This is a genomic window from Streptomyces sp. SID5469, assembly GCF_009862865.1.
Taxonomy (GTDB): Bacteria; Actinomycetota; Actinomycetes; order Streptomycetales; family Streptomycetaceae; genus Streptomyces; species Streptomyces avermitilis.
This window is the reverse complement of record NZ_WWIN01000001.1, coordinates 3,652,501-3,666,922: the sequence shown is the minus strand read 5'-3', so window position 1 is coordinate 3,666,922 and position 14,422 is coordinate 3,652,501. Positions and strand designations below refer to the sequence as shown.

At 64.6% G+C, this 14,422-nt stretch carries 12 protein-coding genes and 1 tRNA gene; 10 read left to right on the top strand and 3 right to left on the bottom strand.

Translation table 11 applies throughout. The features are described from left to right. Positions 1 to 27 precede the first annotated feature (27 nt). From GTY58_RS15375 to GTY58_RS15355, 5 genes are all read left to right on the top strand, one after another. Positions 28 to 192 carry a hypothetical protein gene (locus GTY58_RS15375; protein ID WP_010984359.1) on the top strand — a complete coding sequence of 55 codons (165 nt, stop codon included), beginning with the start codon at positions 28 to 30 and terminating at the stop codon, positions 190 to 192. Next, positions 189 to 2,243 carry an AAA family ATPase gene (locus tag GTY58_RS15370; protein ID WP_010984358.1) on the top strand — a complete coding sequence of 685 codons (2,055 nt, stop codon included), beginning with the start codon at positions 189 to 191 and terminating at the stop codon, positions 2,241 to 2,243. The genes GTY58_RS15375 and GTY58_RS15370 overlap by 4 nt, the downstream gene beginning before the upstream one ends. Then, positions 2,243 to 2,710, top strand: a complete 468-nt coding sequence (locus GTY58_RS15365; RefSeq protein ID WP_037648940.1) for a DNA phosphorothioation-associated protein 4 — start codon at positions 2,243 to 2,245, stop codon at positions 2,708 to 2,710. Before GTY58_RS15370 ends, GTY58_RS15365 begins: the two co-directional genes overlap by 1 nt. 294 nt (positions 2,711 to 3,004) lie before the next feature. Further along, on the top strand, positions 3,005 to 4,708 hold the full coding sequence (locus tag GTY58_RS15360; protein WP_137865241.1) for a hypothetical protein: 1,704 nt from the start codon (positions 3,005 to 3,007) through the stop codon (positions 4,706 to 4,708). A gap of 3 nt (positions 4,709 to 4,711) precedes the next feature. Then, the gene (locus GTY58_RS15355) at positions 4,712 to 5,653 is read left to right on the top strand and encodes an HNH endonuclease signature motif containing protein (RefSeq protein ID WP_078936670.1); all 942 of its coding nucleotides are present in this window, start codon (positions 4,712 to 4,714) and stop codon (positions 5,651 to 5,653) included. 479 nt (positions 5,654 to 6,132) lie between these two features. On the opposite strand, the gene GTY58_RS15350 is transcribed toward GTY58_RS15355, so the two are convergent. After that, a complete protein-coding gene (locus tag GTY58_RS15350; RefSeq protein WP_137865243.1) occupies positions 6,133 to 6,702 on the bottom strand; it encodes a hypothetical protein in 570 nt (189 codons plus the stop codon). Positions 6,703 to 7,237: 535 nt separating this feature from the next. Beyond that, positions 7,238 to 7,504, bottom strand: a complete 267-nt coding sequence (locus tag GTY58_RS39615) for a hypothetical protein (protein WP_010984356.1) — start codon at positions 7,502 to 7,504, stop codon at positions 7,238 to 7,240. 181 nt (positions 7,505 to 7,685) lie between these two features. Here GTY58_RS39615 and GTY58_RS15340 point away from each other — a divergent pair, with 181 nt between their 5' ends. Both GTY58_RS15340 and GTY58_RS15335 read left to right on the top strand, forming a co-directional pair. Then, positions 7,686 to 9,113: an FG-GAP-like repeat-containing protein gene (locus tag GTY58_RS15340; RefSeq protein ID WP_037648932.1), complete on the top strand. Its 1,428-nt coding sequence runs from the start codon at positions 7,686 to 7,688 to the stop codon at positions 9,111 to 9,113. A gap of 67 nt (positions 9,114 to 9,180) precedes the next feature. Continuing rightward, entirely contained in the window at positions 9,181 to 10,593 is a 1,413-nt protein-coding gene (locus GTY58_RS15335) for an FG-GAP and VCBS repeat-containing protein (RefSeq protein WP_010984354.1), read from the top strand. Between the two features lie 387 nt (positions 10,594 to 10,980). Here GTY58_RS15335 and GTY58_RS15330 read toward each other — a convergent pair. Then, positions 10,981 to 11,052: transfer RNA gene (locus GTY58_RS15330), tRNA-Arg, on the bottom strand. 57 nt (positions 11,053 to 11,109) lie between these two features. On the opposite strand from GTY58_RS15330, the gene GTY58_RS15325 reads away from it, so the two are divergent. The 3 genes from GTY58_RS15325 to lysA all read left to right on the top strand — a co-directional run bounded on the left by GTY58_RS15325 (position 11,110) and on the right by lysA (position 14,336). Then, a complete protein-coding gene (locus GTY58_RS15325; RefSeq protein WP_010984353.1) occupies positions 11,110 to 11,703 on the top strand; it encodes a response regulator in 594 nt (197 codons plus the stop codon). Positions 11,704 to 11,862: 159 nt separating this feature from the next. After that, positions 11,863 to 12,921: an ArgS-related anticodon-binding protein NrtL gene (gene nrtL, locus GTY58_RS15320; protein WP_010984352.1), complete on the top strand. Its 1,059-nt coding sequence runs from the start codon at positions 11,863 to 11,865 to the stop codon at positions 12,919 to 12,921. 23 nt (positions 12,922 to 12,944) lie between these two features. Continuing rightward, positions 12,945 to 14,336, top strand: a complete 1,392-nt coding sequence (lysA, locus tag GTY58_RS15315) for a diaminopimelate decarboxylase (RefSeq protein ID WP_010984351.1) — start codon at positions 12,945 to 12,947, stop codon at positions 14,334 to 14,336. Positions 14,337 to 14,422 lie beyond the last annotated feature (86 nt).

The following is a 14,422-nucleotide window of genomic DNA, read 5'->3' as shown; positions in this document are numbered from 1 at the left end:
TCCACTGCATCACCAAACGGAGTAGACGTGAGCGAGAAGAAAACTGCGCAGGACGTGCTGAGTCAGCTGTCGCCTGAGGGCGTCAAACTCGCCAGGCGCGTCATCGAGTTGGAGCGTGAAAACTTGCACATCAGAAGTTCCACCACCGTGGTCAACGAGATCGTGGCGGCCGTGAAGGGACTGATCAAGTGAAGCTCCTGAGGCTGACGCTGGACAACTTCCGTGCGTTCTACGGCCGTCAGACGCTGGATCTCGCCGTCAACGATTCCAAGCCGGCGGTGCTGATCTTCGGCAATAACGGTGCGGGAAAGACCACCCTCCTCAACGCCTTCGCCTGGGCGTTGTACGGAAAGTTCTCCGCCGACGTCGAGCAACAGCAGCGCGTCATCCATGACCACAAATGGGCGGAAACCCCGCATGGCACCCCAGTCAGCGCCTCGGTGGAGCTGAAATTCGAACACGCAGGGGTGATCTTCACCGTGTTGCGTGAGGTGGCCACCGTCAAGAACACCGACGAGCAGATAGCTGTCGCAGCCAAGCTCACCCTGAACGAGATAAAAAACGGCGAGAGCAAGCCCGTAGCCAACGGTCAGGACCGCATCGAGAAGATCCTCCCTGAAGGCTTGCGCCGCTTCTTCTTCTTCAACGGTGAGCGGATGGAGAAGATGTTCACCGGCGAGGAGAACAACGACGAGGTCAAACGCGCCATCAAGACCCTGATGGATCTTGAACCGATGGAGCGTGCGATCACCGAGCACCTTCCCGCAGCCGCACGACGCCTCGCCAAGGAGATCGACAAGGGTGGCGACAGCCGCCTCCAGCAGCTGCGTGATCAACAAGAAGGACTCGAACGGCAGCGCGATGACGCTGACCGGCGTGCGAAGAAAGTCTCCCGCGACATCAGCAGCTACGAGAGCGAAGTCCGGGAGATGGAAAGAGCGCTGCGCAGCCACTCGGAGTCCAAGCCTCTACAGAACGCCCGAAAGAAACTCGAATGGAAAATCAACGAGATGGGCGGGCAACTGCAGGACCGGTACGCACGCAAGCGTGAGGTCCTCTCCAAAGGAGGCTTCCTCGCCTTCACATCGCACATCGACGAAACCGTGATCGGGCTGGCAGAGGGCATGCGCGAGCGCCGCCAATTGCCCGCTGGAATCCAACGCGACTTCATCGAGGGCCTCCTCGACGAAGGCACGTGCATGTGCGGCACTCCCGTTCCCCAAGGGAGCTCGGCATATCAAGAGTTGGATAAACGTCGCTACAACGCCGGTCTTGCCGATGTGGAAGCCCGCTGGATGTATGTCAGTGGACAGATGAAGCACCTCAGCGAGGCACGTCAAAATCTCCTCGACGACCTGCGGCAGGCCACATTCGAGATTCAAAACTGCCAGGACGAGATCAAGAGCCTGGAGGAAGAAAAGAGCGAGGTCGACCGCCAGCTGCAAGGCGTCAACATCGAAGACGTACAGCGCCTCGAGCAGCGGCGCAAGGAATACGACGAAAAACGCATCGACGGACTCGCAGAGCATCGTCGACTGGAAGAGCGCCGAGTAGAGTTCGAAGCCGAGATCGACAAGATGAAGAGACTCTTCAAGTCCGCGCAGGCAGCGGACGATGCATCCCGAAAGGTGCAGCGACAGGTCAATCTCGTCAACGAGGTGCTGGACACCTTCCGCGAGGCACTGGAACTGAAGACCGAAGAGGTCCGCGAACAGCTCGATGCGAAGCTCAAGGAGGTCTTCTCAAGGATCTTCATCAAGTCCTACGAGCCCAAACTGACGGACTCCTTCGAGCTGTTGCTGAAGTCACCCGCCGGCATTGCTATCCGCAGCACGGGCGAAAACCAGGTCCTGGGCTTGTCTTTCGTCGGCGCAGTCTCGGAGATTGCCAAGCAGATCCACCAGCGCAAGGCCAAAGACAGCGAAGACATCATCGGCGAGGGAGGCATCTACCCCGTCGTCATGGATGCCCCCTTCGGCAGCCTGGACTTCACGTATCAAGAAGAAATCTCGCAAGCACTGCCGAAGCTCACCTCACAGATCGTCACCCTGCTCTCAAACTCCCAGGCGAGTGGCAAAGTGATGGAAAACCTGCAAGGGGCAGCCACCCGCATGTACGTGCTGCGCACGGTCACCCCCAACACCAACGCCGCGCAAGAGACCATCGAGATCAACAACCGGGCCGTCGCCTACGTCACGCACGGCGATTTCGAGCACACCATCTTGGAAGAGGTGGCCTTCTGATGGCATACGAAGACCGTTTCCGCAGGCCAGCCGCTCATGAGGACCTTGTCTCGGCATTGTCCGGCAAAGAGGGCCCTTTCAACGCCATGGTGGACGTGCTCATGTTCGCTGCCGTGCTAGGCCGTAACAAGGGCAAGCGAGATTCCTTTGATAAACCTGGCGAGCCCATTCGTCTGGCGCTGATCGAAGGCCGCCAATACGGCGATGTACTCGTCGACATGATCGCAGTGGCCGATGAACCAGACGATCCGAAGATCCTCGCCGATGAGCGCCAGCCCGACCGGGTCAAGATCTTTGAAGAGTATGCTAACGGCGGACTGAATTATATCCAAGGCGAGATCAACGCCAGCGGTGGGCACGACTACGTCTCCATCATTAGCACGCTGGTCATGGAAGCCCTCACCGCGCCCGACGAGCGGCAAAACGACGTCTCCGAGCTGATGCAAGCCGCGGACCTGGACTGGTAACAGCAACAGAGGATCCCGGCACGGCGCTGACGCTGCTGTGCCGGGCGTCTCCTCCTGGCCGAATCCGTCCCCTTGTCCAAAATTCCCTGGTCCATGCGTTCAGACAGTTCCGGCGTGATCGCTGAACCGATAGAATGACGTCCCGTCAGGAAGCGGAGTGCAGGTGGCCTACAGCCTCTTTGGCGTGAATTGCATCATCCAGGATGGCTATCCAGTAGGCCGAAACGAACTTCGCTTACCCGACGATGTATCAGGAGTCCTGCAGCTGTTGATCCGCAAGGGGGAGGAAACGCCGTGGTGACGATTCGTCGCGCGTACGACGCTTTTCGCACGTTTCAGACTTCAGACAGCAAGCCGTTGATTCTCTTCTCTGCTCCTGCCGTGGAGATCGAGAAGTGGTCGGGTGTTCCCGAACGGCGACGCCTCGCCGGAGAGGAAACCGCAGGGTTCCAGCGTGAACAAGACCCCGCCAGGGTCCGAGAACTAGCAAAATTCTTCAAGGATGACCGTAACGTAGCCCAAAATCCGCTCTTGGGAGCCTTGCAAGACGCAACGAAGGTGCATTTTAAAGAGAAGACCCCTGGCTCCCCCTTCGGACGCCTAGAGATCGAGTATGAAGACTACTCGAAAGTGCCACTCCGTGACTTGCTGCAGAGACTGACTGAAAGACTTGAAGAGCGCGTCGGCGCACTTAATGACAGCATCGTTGACGAGAGGAAAGTTGCTCTGTTGCTCGAGCGAGAATCTGAGCGGGCAGAGCCGTCCGGTCTCGCAGAGGACGAACAGATAGAAGAGGTTTCCAACGACGATAGGGACGAGGTCATTGCGGACAATGAAGGCGGAGATGTAAACACGGCACTGCTCGCTGAAGAAACGCACCTAGTGGACTTCTATGTCGAACTGAAAGCGCGGATGCGTGTTTTGCAGCATCTAGGGGTTGACGACGCCGACGAGATCCAAGGTTTCACCAAAGCTGCGCTATTGGGATACCTTAAGCCCGTCGTCCTCGTCGACGGACAACACAGGCTCAGAGGGGCCGTCCTCTCTGCTGAGCAACTGGCGGACACCCCGGCAGCTGAGGAAGCAGTCATGGAATCAGTTCAAGCAGGACTGGATCCTGGCGAGGCGGAGAAGCAGGTACTGCTGAAAAAGAGCCGCCACCTTCCCGTCTCACTGCTGATGGACAGCAGTCCGAGCGAGCATGTGTTTCAATTCGTGATCGTAAACCAGAAAGCAGTACTCATGGGGTCAGCCCTGCTGGGAACGATCATCTCGACCAGTCTCGGTCGAGAAGAATTGCAATCAGTTCGGGAGCGGCTTAAGGGAGCCGGCATTCAGCTCGAGGACTCCCAGGCCATTGCTTATCTAACTCGCGCTGAGGACAGCCCGTTTCGCGGGCTTGTGCAGACCGGTGTCGACGGGGACCGGCCGGACCTGCTCAAATGGAGCGTGCTGCAGAGCCTGGTCACTATTTTCCGCAAACTGCAGGGTGGCCGCCCCTACCACGAGAGGACGGATTACGCTCGAGCTTGGCGGTTGGAGTACTTCCCTAACTGCGGACTGGCTTCGGGTGACACGCTCGACGAGAAACTCGCAGACTGGTCACGCCCAGACGGACCGTGGAGAGAGATCTTTGTTCGTTTCTATGTCCACGTGCGCGACTATTTTGGCGACACGCAGGATCTAGATACCTACAACGCATGGGGTAGCACTGGGAATAGTAACCTCTTCAATAAAATTTCACTTACCATCCTGGCGTGCGACTATTTTGACTTCATCTACACTCAAGGCGAAGCCCTCGAGACCACGGATGACTTTGATCGCACCTTGCAGAGGTGGCTGAAGGACGGCCGTGTAAGCCCCTCCTACTTCAATCGTGACTGGCGTCTCGAAAAAACGAAAAAAGACCAATTGATCGTGAAGCGTCTGTGGTCTCAAAACTGGCATGAGTATCGGAAAGTGCCGGCCAACGGTCTTCCGCGGAAGTTCAAGCCGTAGCCGATGGATACTCAACCGATTGAGAATTTCTACAAGGTGCTCGACGGCGCGCTTAGTCGTAGATGGTCGGAGAGTCACCTCAGGGAAGTTGCTGAACTGACTGCCCCTTCGGGGCTTCTGGGAAGAAACGAATGGATTCTGCGCGCTGACTACTCGATGACGGTGGGTCGCTGGTTTATAGAAGGGCTCGTCGATCTCGGCAGATATGCTCGCAATACGGAGAGTATTGGCTATCTGTTCCGTGAAATATGCCAACGCTTGCAGGAAATGGATCCGCAAGCTCCGCAGGATGAACTGAACCAGATAGCTCGTCGGCTCACATCCTTCGCGTGGCGTGATATCAAGGCAAGGAGAGCCGCGGGGCGCGAGCGTATCGATAACGGCTTGCGTAATGCTGTCTGGTTCAAGAACGATCCCGTGCAACGTTGTTATTTGTGCGGGTATAAGTTTTGCCCACAGGCGCGGGATCTTTTCCTACGTCGAACGAAGGATCCGATCGAACCGCACAAATTGGTTGACTTCACGCGGCCGCGTGGCATCAAGTCCAGACACCTAAGAGTCGAACTGGACCACGTTATCCCGGTAGCCGAGGGTGGCGCCACCGACGAGGACAATCTCAAACTGGCATGTGGCTGGTGCAACGTGGTTAAGAGCAGCTTGTGGAGCGTCTATGACGCCAAAGCGTGGTCGAGCGGCGTCATTAATCATCCGTCACTGGGGGTTATATCGGTCCCGCAACCGTTCTGGACACTGCGTGTAGTTGCCACACGGGCACGCTGCGAAGCTCCAGTAGGTTGCGGTGCACGGTTGACCAGCCACGAACTCTTTGCCGCGCCACGCAATATCGCCGGAGCCCTAACACCCACCAACCTTATGGTGGTCTGTCGGGAACACGATCTGTGGGCTGGTCATCGCCTCGTCAGCCCACGATTGCTCCCGGGGTAGAAGTAGAGATCAACGCTGCCTGGAAACACAAACACGGCGCAAGCTCGCAGGTATGTAGAGCATCGCATGCGGGGCGTTGATGGACGGCGACGGGCTAGGTCGCAATGCAACTTGTCGGTCTTGGCCCCACGAGGTCGGCGGAGCGGATTTGGGGTGGTGCTGCTTTGGCGCGAGTGATCATGGCCCCGTAAGCTTCCGGCGTGTCGGGTAGTCTGTGGACCTGACCGCTAAAGCACGACGTTGGGGCCATGATCTTCGAGGCTCGCGCCAAAGTGGCTCCGTAAAGCTGTGGAGCCGACCGCCTCAGCCACGACGTACTGATTCTCTGACGGTAGGCGGCTGGTTGCTCTGCGCGGCACGGGCGTCGGCCGGGCTGGAGCGGGGCGGAGACAGGAGCGCAAGCCTGGCCGCGCGCGGTGAGCGGAGCGAGCCGCCTTGATGGAGCCCTCGACGCAATCGAAACGAGCACAGTCTTCTTGCTACTGATCGAGGGAAACCCAGATGTCGAAGGCGCGCTGGGCTTCTTCTAGCAACTGCGCGAGCTTTGGGAACTCGTCATCGATCATTTCCCAGTCGCAGATCAAGCAGCCGTCGATGAGGGCCGTCCAAGCGGTGACAAAGTGTTTGAGGCAGTGTCGGATGTGCTCTTGGTAAGCAAGTACGTGACGGACTTGGCGCTGGCGGCGTTTCGCCTCGATCTCGTTCTGGTTCGGAGGCAGGCGTCGCACGAACGGCGATGGAATTGGTTCAGGGCCGTGATCTTCACTGAGAACCCCTGTTCCGCGATGGTGCAGCTCTGTTGTCTGGAGGATCAAGTCCTGGAAGTCGCTCCGCTTGGCGGTAGTCACTTCTCGGGCGAATGCCTGCATGATCCAGGCCCAGTCGGCTGCGTATCGCGGCTCTGAGCCGTGCCAGAAGGTTGTGCGCGTATGGAGAGCGCGGACCTCATCACCGGTTCTGCGCAACCGGGAGTGCATGATTTCCCACTTCTGGTACAAGCTATCGACGCTCTCGCGGTCGTCCTCGTCGTGTTCGTGATCAACGATCACGTCTACCCCCTCGTTGCTCGTGAGTCGAGGGCTGGAAGCGTACTGGTGGTGCGTCATACGACTCCCAGGGTCCCCAGCCGTCGGCGGCAGCGCCGGCTGGATACTGCGATTCGCACAGCGAGTAAAGCGCTGCTGTAGGCATGGTGGAGTCGAGGCCAGGCTGTCATGCCGAAGACTCAAGAAGCCGCGGGTGGCGTGACGGCGCGGCGGGGGCATGTTGTCAGTGCTGTTGTTCTGGGATGGAGTCGCGATCACCCCAGGGAGGGCGAGTGACCTGCGACGATGCTTCAAGATCCCGTCCACGCCTCGTCCATAGACCCTGACATGGAGCGGCTTCGGGCTGCATCCTCCTGCACATACGCGAAGACCCCGGCCTCAGCGTTTCCGCTGGTGACGGGTCCTTGGGCACCTAATTCAAGGTGCCCCCGGCAGGATTCGAACCTGCGTACACGGCTGCGGAGGGCACTGCCCCTCGTACGATCATTGCCCACCTGACCTGTGGAAACGGCTTCGCCTGATCGTGTGTGGGTGAATCTCATACGCCACTCACACGAAGTGTCGACAGCGCTGCAATCAGGAGCTGGTCGAGGTGTTGATCGGCGAGGGCTGGACGATCTTCCACGACCTGGGCCTTGCCGACGCCCGCCGGGCCGTGCACGTGGAACAGGAACCGGTGGCGGTCGTCGTCCACGGGCAGGTCGAAGTTCTCCCGGAACGCCCGCAGCTCCTCGCGTCTGCCCACGAAGCCCGCCCGCCGCCTGCGCCGGATCAGCTCCTGCATCGACATCCTCGCCCGCGCCATCCCGTCCCTCCCCTGGCCTCGCTCCGCGGGCCAGTGTCGCGCGCCTGGGCGGTCGCGAGGTGAACGGCCGCCGTACTCGATGGAACGTCCGCATCTCGCAACGGAGTTCCTGCGGTGTACAACCTTCACTCGAAGTGGTCCGTCTCCCGGTACGTCACACACGTTCCGCACAGGAGGCACAGTGCCCCGCCGCACTCTCACCGCCGCGATCGCCGTCACCGCGCTCGCGACCCCCCTCGCGCTCTTCGCCACCTCCGGCACGGCGTCGGCCGCGCCCGTGCCGCCCCGCACGCCGATGACCGACTTCAACCACGACGGACACGCCGACCTCGCGGTCGCGGCGCCCTTCGGCACCGTCGGCGGTGTGGAGAAGGCCGGTTACATCTCGGTCGTGTACGGCACCGCCTCCGGGCCCGGAACGGCGCGCCACCAGATGATCAGCCGGGCCACGCCCGGCGTCCCCGGCGACCTCCAGGGCACGTTCGCCTTCGGTGTCCAGACGCTCCCCGGTGACCTCGACGGCGACTCGTACACCGACCTGCTCGTGGCGAGCGGCGGCGACGACGGCGAGCCGACCGTGCTCTGGGGCTCCAAGGACGGCCTTACCGGCCAGAACACCGTTCTGCCGTACCGGTACTCCGAGTTCGCCCTCGGTGACTTCAACGGCGACGGCAAGCGCGACCTCGTCGTGAACTCCGACCCGAGCGACGACCCGGACGTCTCCGGGATGACGATCCAGTACGGCCCGTTCACCCGCGACGGCAAGACGCGCACCCAGGACAGCATCACCACGGACGACGGCCCCTCGGGTCTGCGCTCCTTCATCACCGGTGACCTCACGGGCGACGGTGTCGACGACATCGTCACCACGCACGGCTTCGAGGAGATGCAGCACGAGGCCCGCTTCTGGAAGGGGTCGAGGACCGGCGTCGGCCACACCTCCAAGGCCCTCGGCACGGCGTACAGCGGCACCGTCGGCGATGTCGACGGCGACGGCTACGGCGACCTGATCACCCGCGACATCGGCTCCGTCACCGAGGTCATCGACTCCGCCCCGGGCAGCATCACCATCCAGTACGGCGGCTCCACCGGGCCGAGCAACACGCGCAAGAAGGTCATCACCCAGGCCACCGCGGGGGTTCCCGGGGCGAGCGAGGCGAACGACGCCTTCGGCGCGTCCCTCAGCGCCGGTGACGTGAACGGCGACGGCAAGGCGGAGGTCGCGGTCGGCGTTCCCGGCGAGAGCCTCGACGCCGCCACCGGTACCGGCGCGGTGATCCTGCTCAAGGGCGCGTCCAAGGCCGTCGGCGGCATGACCGGCAAGGGTGCGATCGCCTACAACCAGTCCACTGCGGGCGTGCCCGGCGTCTCCGAGTCGGGCGACGACTTCGGCCGCCAGGTGAGCCTCTCCGACCTGAACAAGGACGGCAAGGCGGACCTGACCGCGACGGCCCCCGGCGAGGACGGTGCCTTCGCCGACTCGGGCGCCCTGTGGAACCTCTACGGCTCCGCGAGCGGCCTGACCACGACGGGCGCCGGCACGCTCAGCCCCGTGAAGCTCGGCGCCCCCGAGAAGGACGCCAAGTTCGGCCACACGCTCGGCGGCTGACCCCCTCCCCCTCTCTCGCCTTCTGTTTTTCCTGTCTTTCTCTGTCTTTCTCTCTTCTGGAGGATCAGTGCGACGCTCCCTCACGGCCGCCCTCGCGGTCACCACGCTCGCCACTCCCCTCGTGCTCGTCGCCGCCGCCGGCCCGGCCTCGGCCGCGCCAGTGCCGCCGCGCACGCCGCTCGTCGACTTCAACCACGACGGGTACGCCGACCTCGTGTTCTCCGCGGTCGGCGGCTACGAGGGCACGACGCCCGGCCAGGTGACGGTCGTCTACGGCTCCGCGTCGGGCCCCGACACCGCGCACGCCAAGACCTTCGGCCGCGCCACCCCTGGCGTGCCCGGCGACCCGGAGAGCGGCGGACGCTTCGGCCAGGAGACGGCCGCCGCCGACCTCGACGGCGACCGGTACACCGACCTCGTCGTCAACGGCTACGACGGCAAGGCCGTGGTCCTGTGGGGCTCCGCCGCCGGCCTGTCCGGCCAGGGCAGCGCCGAGCTGCCCTGGAACGGCGGGCACGTCACCGCCGGCGACTTCAACGGCGACGGCAAGCGCGACCTGGTCACGGTGGACTTCCCGCGCAGCGACGACCCCGACAACGACGACCAGGGCATGCTCATCTCCTACGGCCCCTTCACGCGCGAAGGCAAGGCCGCGAGCACCCAGGCGGTCGCCACCAGCCGGACCTTCGGCCCCGGCGGCTTCGTCACGGGCGACATCACGGGCGACGGCGCCGACGACATCGTCTCCAACCACGGCTTCGAGGAGATGGCGTACGGCAGCAAGTTCTGGGCCGGCGGCAAGGACGGTGTGAACACCACCCCGAAGCCACTCGCGGCCTCCGTCGGCGGGGCGATCGCGGACGTCGACAAGGACGGCTACGGCGACCTGATCGTCCGCGACATCGGCAACAACTTCGAGGACATGCCGTACCAGAAGGGCACGATCCTCATCAAGTACGGCACCGCGGACGGGCCTTCGACGACCCGCACCGCGAAGATCACGCAGGACACGGCGGGCGTGCCCGGGGTCGGCGAGGAGGGCGACGAGTTCGGCTCCTCGATCAGCGCGGGCGACGTGAACGGCGACGGCTACGCGGACGTCGCGGTCGGCATCCCCGGCGAGGACATCGAGTCGGTCGCGGACGCGGGGAGCACGGTGCTGCTCAAGGGCTCCCGCACCGGTCTGACCGGCACGGGCGCGCAGGCCTTCCAGCAGTCCACGACCGGCGTGCCCGGCGCCTCCGAGAAGGAGGACAAGTTCGGCAGCCAGGTCCTGCTGTCGGACACCAACAAGGACGGCAAGGCCGACCTGACGGCGACCGCGCCCCTGGAGGACGGCACCTACGCCGACTCCGGCGCCGCCTGGCACCTGCGGGGCGCGGCCGGCGGCCTGACGGTCACCGGCATCACGTCGTTCGGCCCCAAGGCGCTCGGCGCGCTGGAGAAGGGCGTCATGTTCGGCTCGTGGCTGGCGCGCTGACCCGTCCCTTCGGGACAGCCCCGGGCGCCGGTGACGAGTCGTAGGGCACGAGGCCCCCACTGCCAAGTGGGTCACGAACGCCGGCATCGGCGCCGTATGAGGGACTGACGTTACGACCGTGTATACGCAGACCTTGCTCGGCTGGCTGGGAAGTCAGCCGAGCGGCCAGGGGCGCTTTGATCTTCCTGATGGCTGACCTCCGCCACGCCGGGTTTCTCCCCCAGATACCCGTTCGCCATATGGCGGGCGGCGACCGGGCCGTTGTGGCCTCACTCGCCACTCAGTGACAGACAACGACAAAGAGTCGGACTCAGTGAGACTGAGTCCGACTCTTTGTTCATGGCATCCGCCCTGGTCAGCGCATGAACTGTGCTGGTTGTAGGCGAGTGCCCCCGGCAGGATTCGAACCTGCGCACACGGCTCCGGAGGCCGTTGCTCTATCCCCTGAGCTACGGGGGCGTGTCTGGCGCGTTGCGCTGCGACGGGTAGAACCCTACCAGCTCTTTCAGGGTCCCCATGAACAGGTTTTGGGGGTGGCGGGGGAGCGGTGTCGCGGCCCCGGACGAGGGGGAAGTGGGGAAAAGCCGGACGCGGTCGTGGGTGCCGACCTACTCTCGAGTTGTGCCAGGCGCGTCCGGCCGGGTGCTTGTTGTGGACGACAACAAGGTCATCCGGCAGCTGATCAGGGTCAACCTCGAGCTGGAGGGTCTCGAGGTCGTGACCGCGGCTGACGGTGCCGAGTGTCTGGATGTCGTTCATCAGGTACGCCCCGATGTCGTCACCCTTGATGTCGTCATGCCCCGGCTCGACGGGCTGCGGACCGCCGCCCGCCTCCGTGCCGATCCGCGGACCCGTGATCTGCCCCTCGCGATCGTGAGTGCCTGTACGCAGTACGAGGTCGAGGCCGGGCTCGGTGTCGGCGTCGACGCCTTCCTCGCCAAGCCGTTCGAGCCCGCCGAACTCGTGCGGCTCGTACGGCAGTTGATGGAGCGAGACAGTGAGGGAGGGGGAAGCGGGGGAGGCGACGGTGACCCGGCCTCCCTCGGCAGTCCCTGCGGCGCCGGTGGGGCCGGTGGGGCCGAGCGGGCGGGTGACCGCGCCGGCACCTGACGAAGACGTGCGGAGACGCGGCGGGGAGAAGCGGGGCGGAGAACGGTGCGCCGCGTTGCGGCTGATCGTCCCCCAGTGCCCACCCCGCCCCGTCCATATCCCGGACCCCCGAGTAAACCGACTCGCATTCCCACCCCCCTCCTCCCCTACGCTTGTCCCGTGACCCCCGTCGAGCTCTCCCGCACCGTGCTGCGCGCGGTGCGTTGTGCCGTGGACGAGGGTGAGCTGAGCGTGGCCGTTCCCGTACGGGCCGTGGTCACGCCGCCCGGGCCCGGCGGCTGTGGGGACTACGCCACCAACATCGCGCTCCAGCTGGCCCGCCCCGCCGGACGCCCGCCCCGCCAGGTCGCCGAGATCCTGCGCCCCCACCTCAGCCGTACCGCCGGTGTCGCCGGTGTCGAGATCACCGGCCCCGGCTTCCTCAACATCCATCTCGAAGCGGCCACCGCCACCATCGCCCTCGTACGCGAGATCCTCGACGGGCACGCGAACGGGCACGCCAACGGGCACGCAATCGGGCATGCAATCGACAGTGGCCATGACAGTCACGGCACCCCCTACGGCCACACCCCCACCCTCACCGGCCAAGTCATCCCCCTCCGCATCCCGTACGACATCCGCGCCGAAGTCGTCGCCGACAGCCTCGTCCGTATCGTCGCCAGCCAGGGCGGTCGCGCCGAGGTCGATCATGTGCGGGCGGGGGAGGCTGTCACCCTGCGGCCCGTGCCCGCGCCCGAGGACCCCGCCCCCCTCGGTGCCGACGCCGCCCGCTGGGCGCTGTTGCACCCCGCCGCCCACGACCGGCCCCGCATCACCGCCGACCACCTCGCGCAGCGCGAGAGCAACCCCCTCTTCCGGATCCGGTACGCCCACGCGCGTGCCCGTGCGCTCACCCGTTGCGCCGCCCGGCTGGGGTTCCACGGCGAACCCGGTGACGTACCCGTTGACGTACCCGGCGCAGAGGTTCTCGTCCGGGAGCTCGCCGGGTACCCGCACGCCCTGAGCGCCGCCGCGGCCCAGCACGCCCCCGACCGGCTCGCCCGGCACCTCGTCGCCACCGCCGACGCGTTCCTCGCCTTCCAGCACACCGTGCTGCCGCTCGGCGACGAGAAACCCTCGGCCGCCCACCGTGCCCGGCTCGCCCTCGCCGAAGCCGCCGGGACGGTGCTGGCCGGTGGCCTGTCCCTCCTCGGCATCAGCGCACCCGACTACCTCTGACACCTGAGAGAGCCACACAGACCATGAGCCGTTCCGCACACCCCGCCGGGCCCCGTCACGCCGACGTCCTCCCCGAGGGCCACTACAGCGCCCCGGCCGCAGATCTCAACGCCCTTGACCCGAAGGTCTGGTCCCACACCGTCAGCCGCGGCGACGACGGGGTGGTGCGCGTCGGCGGCATCGACGTCAAGCAGCTCGCCGAGGAGTTCGGCACCCCCGGCTACTTCCTCGACGAGGCCGACTTCCGCGAGCGTGCCCGCGCCTGGCGCACCGCCTTCGGGCACGACGCCGACGTCTTCTACGCCGGGAAGGCCTTCCTGTCGCGGGCCGTTGTCCGCTGGCTGCACGAAGAGGGGCTCAACCTGGACGTGTGCTCCGGGGGAGAGCTCGCCACCGCCCTCTCCGCCGGGATGCCCGCCGACCGCATCGCCTTCCACGGCAACAACAAGTCCGAGGAAGAGATCCGCACGGCCGTCGAGGCCGGCGTCGGACGCATCGTTCTCGACTCCTTCCAGGAGATCGTGCGTGTCGCGCACATCGCCCAGTCCCTCGGCAAGCGGCAGCGCGCGCAGATCCGGGTGACGGTCGGCGTCGAGGCCCACACCCACGAGTTCATCGCCACCGCCCACGAGGACCAGAAGTTCGGGATCGGCCTCGCCGACGGGCAGGCGGCGGAGGCCGTACGGCGTGCGCTCGCGCTCGACGGGCTCGAACTCGTCGGAATCCACAGCCACATCGGGTCGCAGATCTTCGACATGGCCGGGTTCGAGGTCGCCGCGCGCCGGGTCGTGAAGCTGCTCGCCGAGGTCCGTGACGAGCACGGCGTCGAGCTGCCCGAGATCGACCTCGGCGGCGGTCTCGGCATCGCGTACACGAGTGAGGACGACCCGCGCGAGCCGCACGAGATCGCCAAGGCGCTCAGTGAGATCGTCACGCGTGAGTGCGAGGCCGCGAAGCTGCGGACTCCGCGTATCTCCGTCGAGCCCGGGCGCGCCATCGTCGGGCCGACCGCCTTCACCCTCTACGAAGTCGGCACCATCAAGCCCCTCGACGGACTGCGTACCTACGTCTCCGTCGACGGCGGCATGTCCGACAACATCCGGACCGCCCTCTACGACGCCGAGTACAGCGTCGCTCTCGTCTCCCGCGCGTCCGACGCCGAGCCGATGCTCGTCCGCGTCGTCGGCAAGCACTGCGAGAGCGGCGACATCGTCGTGAAGGACGCCTTCCTGCCCGCCGACCTGGCACCCGGCGACCTCATCGCGGTCCCCGCCACCGGCGCGTACTGCCGCTCCATGGCCAGCAACTACAACCACGCCCTGCGCCCGCCGGTCGTCGCCGTGCACGACGGTGAGGCCCGGGTGATCGTCCGCCGCGAGACGGAAGAGGACATCCTGCGTCTCGACGTCGGATGACGGACGGCAGCAGCTGTACGGCGGCGGAAGATCTCCTGATTTCCGCCGCCGGGAAAATGAAATAGACGTCTCACGATCCGGACAAA

Excerpts from the sequence above, each read along its gene's own strand:
- GTY58_RS15365 (WP_037648940.1), top strand. The coding sequence starts at position 2,243 with ATGGCATACGAAGACCGTTTCCGCAGGCCAGCCGCTCATGAGGACCTT.
- GTY58_RS15355 (WP_078936670.1), top strand. The coding sequence starts at position 4,712 with ATGGATACTCAACCGATTGAGAATTTCTACAAGGTGCTCGACGGCGCG.
- GTY58_RS39615 (WP_010984356.1), bottom strand. The coding sequence starts at position 7,504 with ATGGCGCGGGCGAGGATGTCGATGCAGGAGCTGATCCGGCGCAGGCGG.
- GTY58_RS15325 (WP_010984353.1), top strand. The coding sequence starts at position 11,110 with ATGAACAGGTTTTGGGGGTGGCGGGGGAGCGGTGTCGCGGCCCCGGAC.
- lysA (WP_010984351.1), top strand. The coding sequence starts at position 12,945 with ATGAGCCGTTCCGCACACCCCGCCGGGCCCCGTCACGCCGACGTCCTC.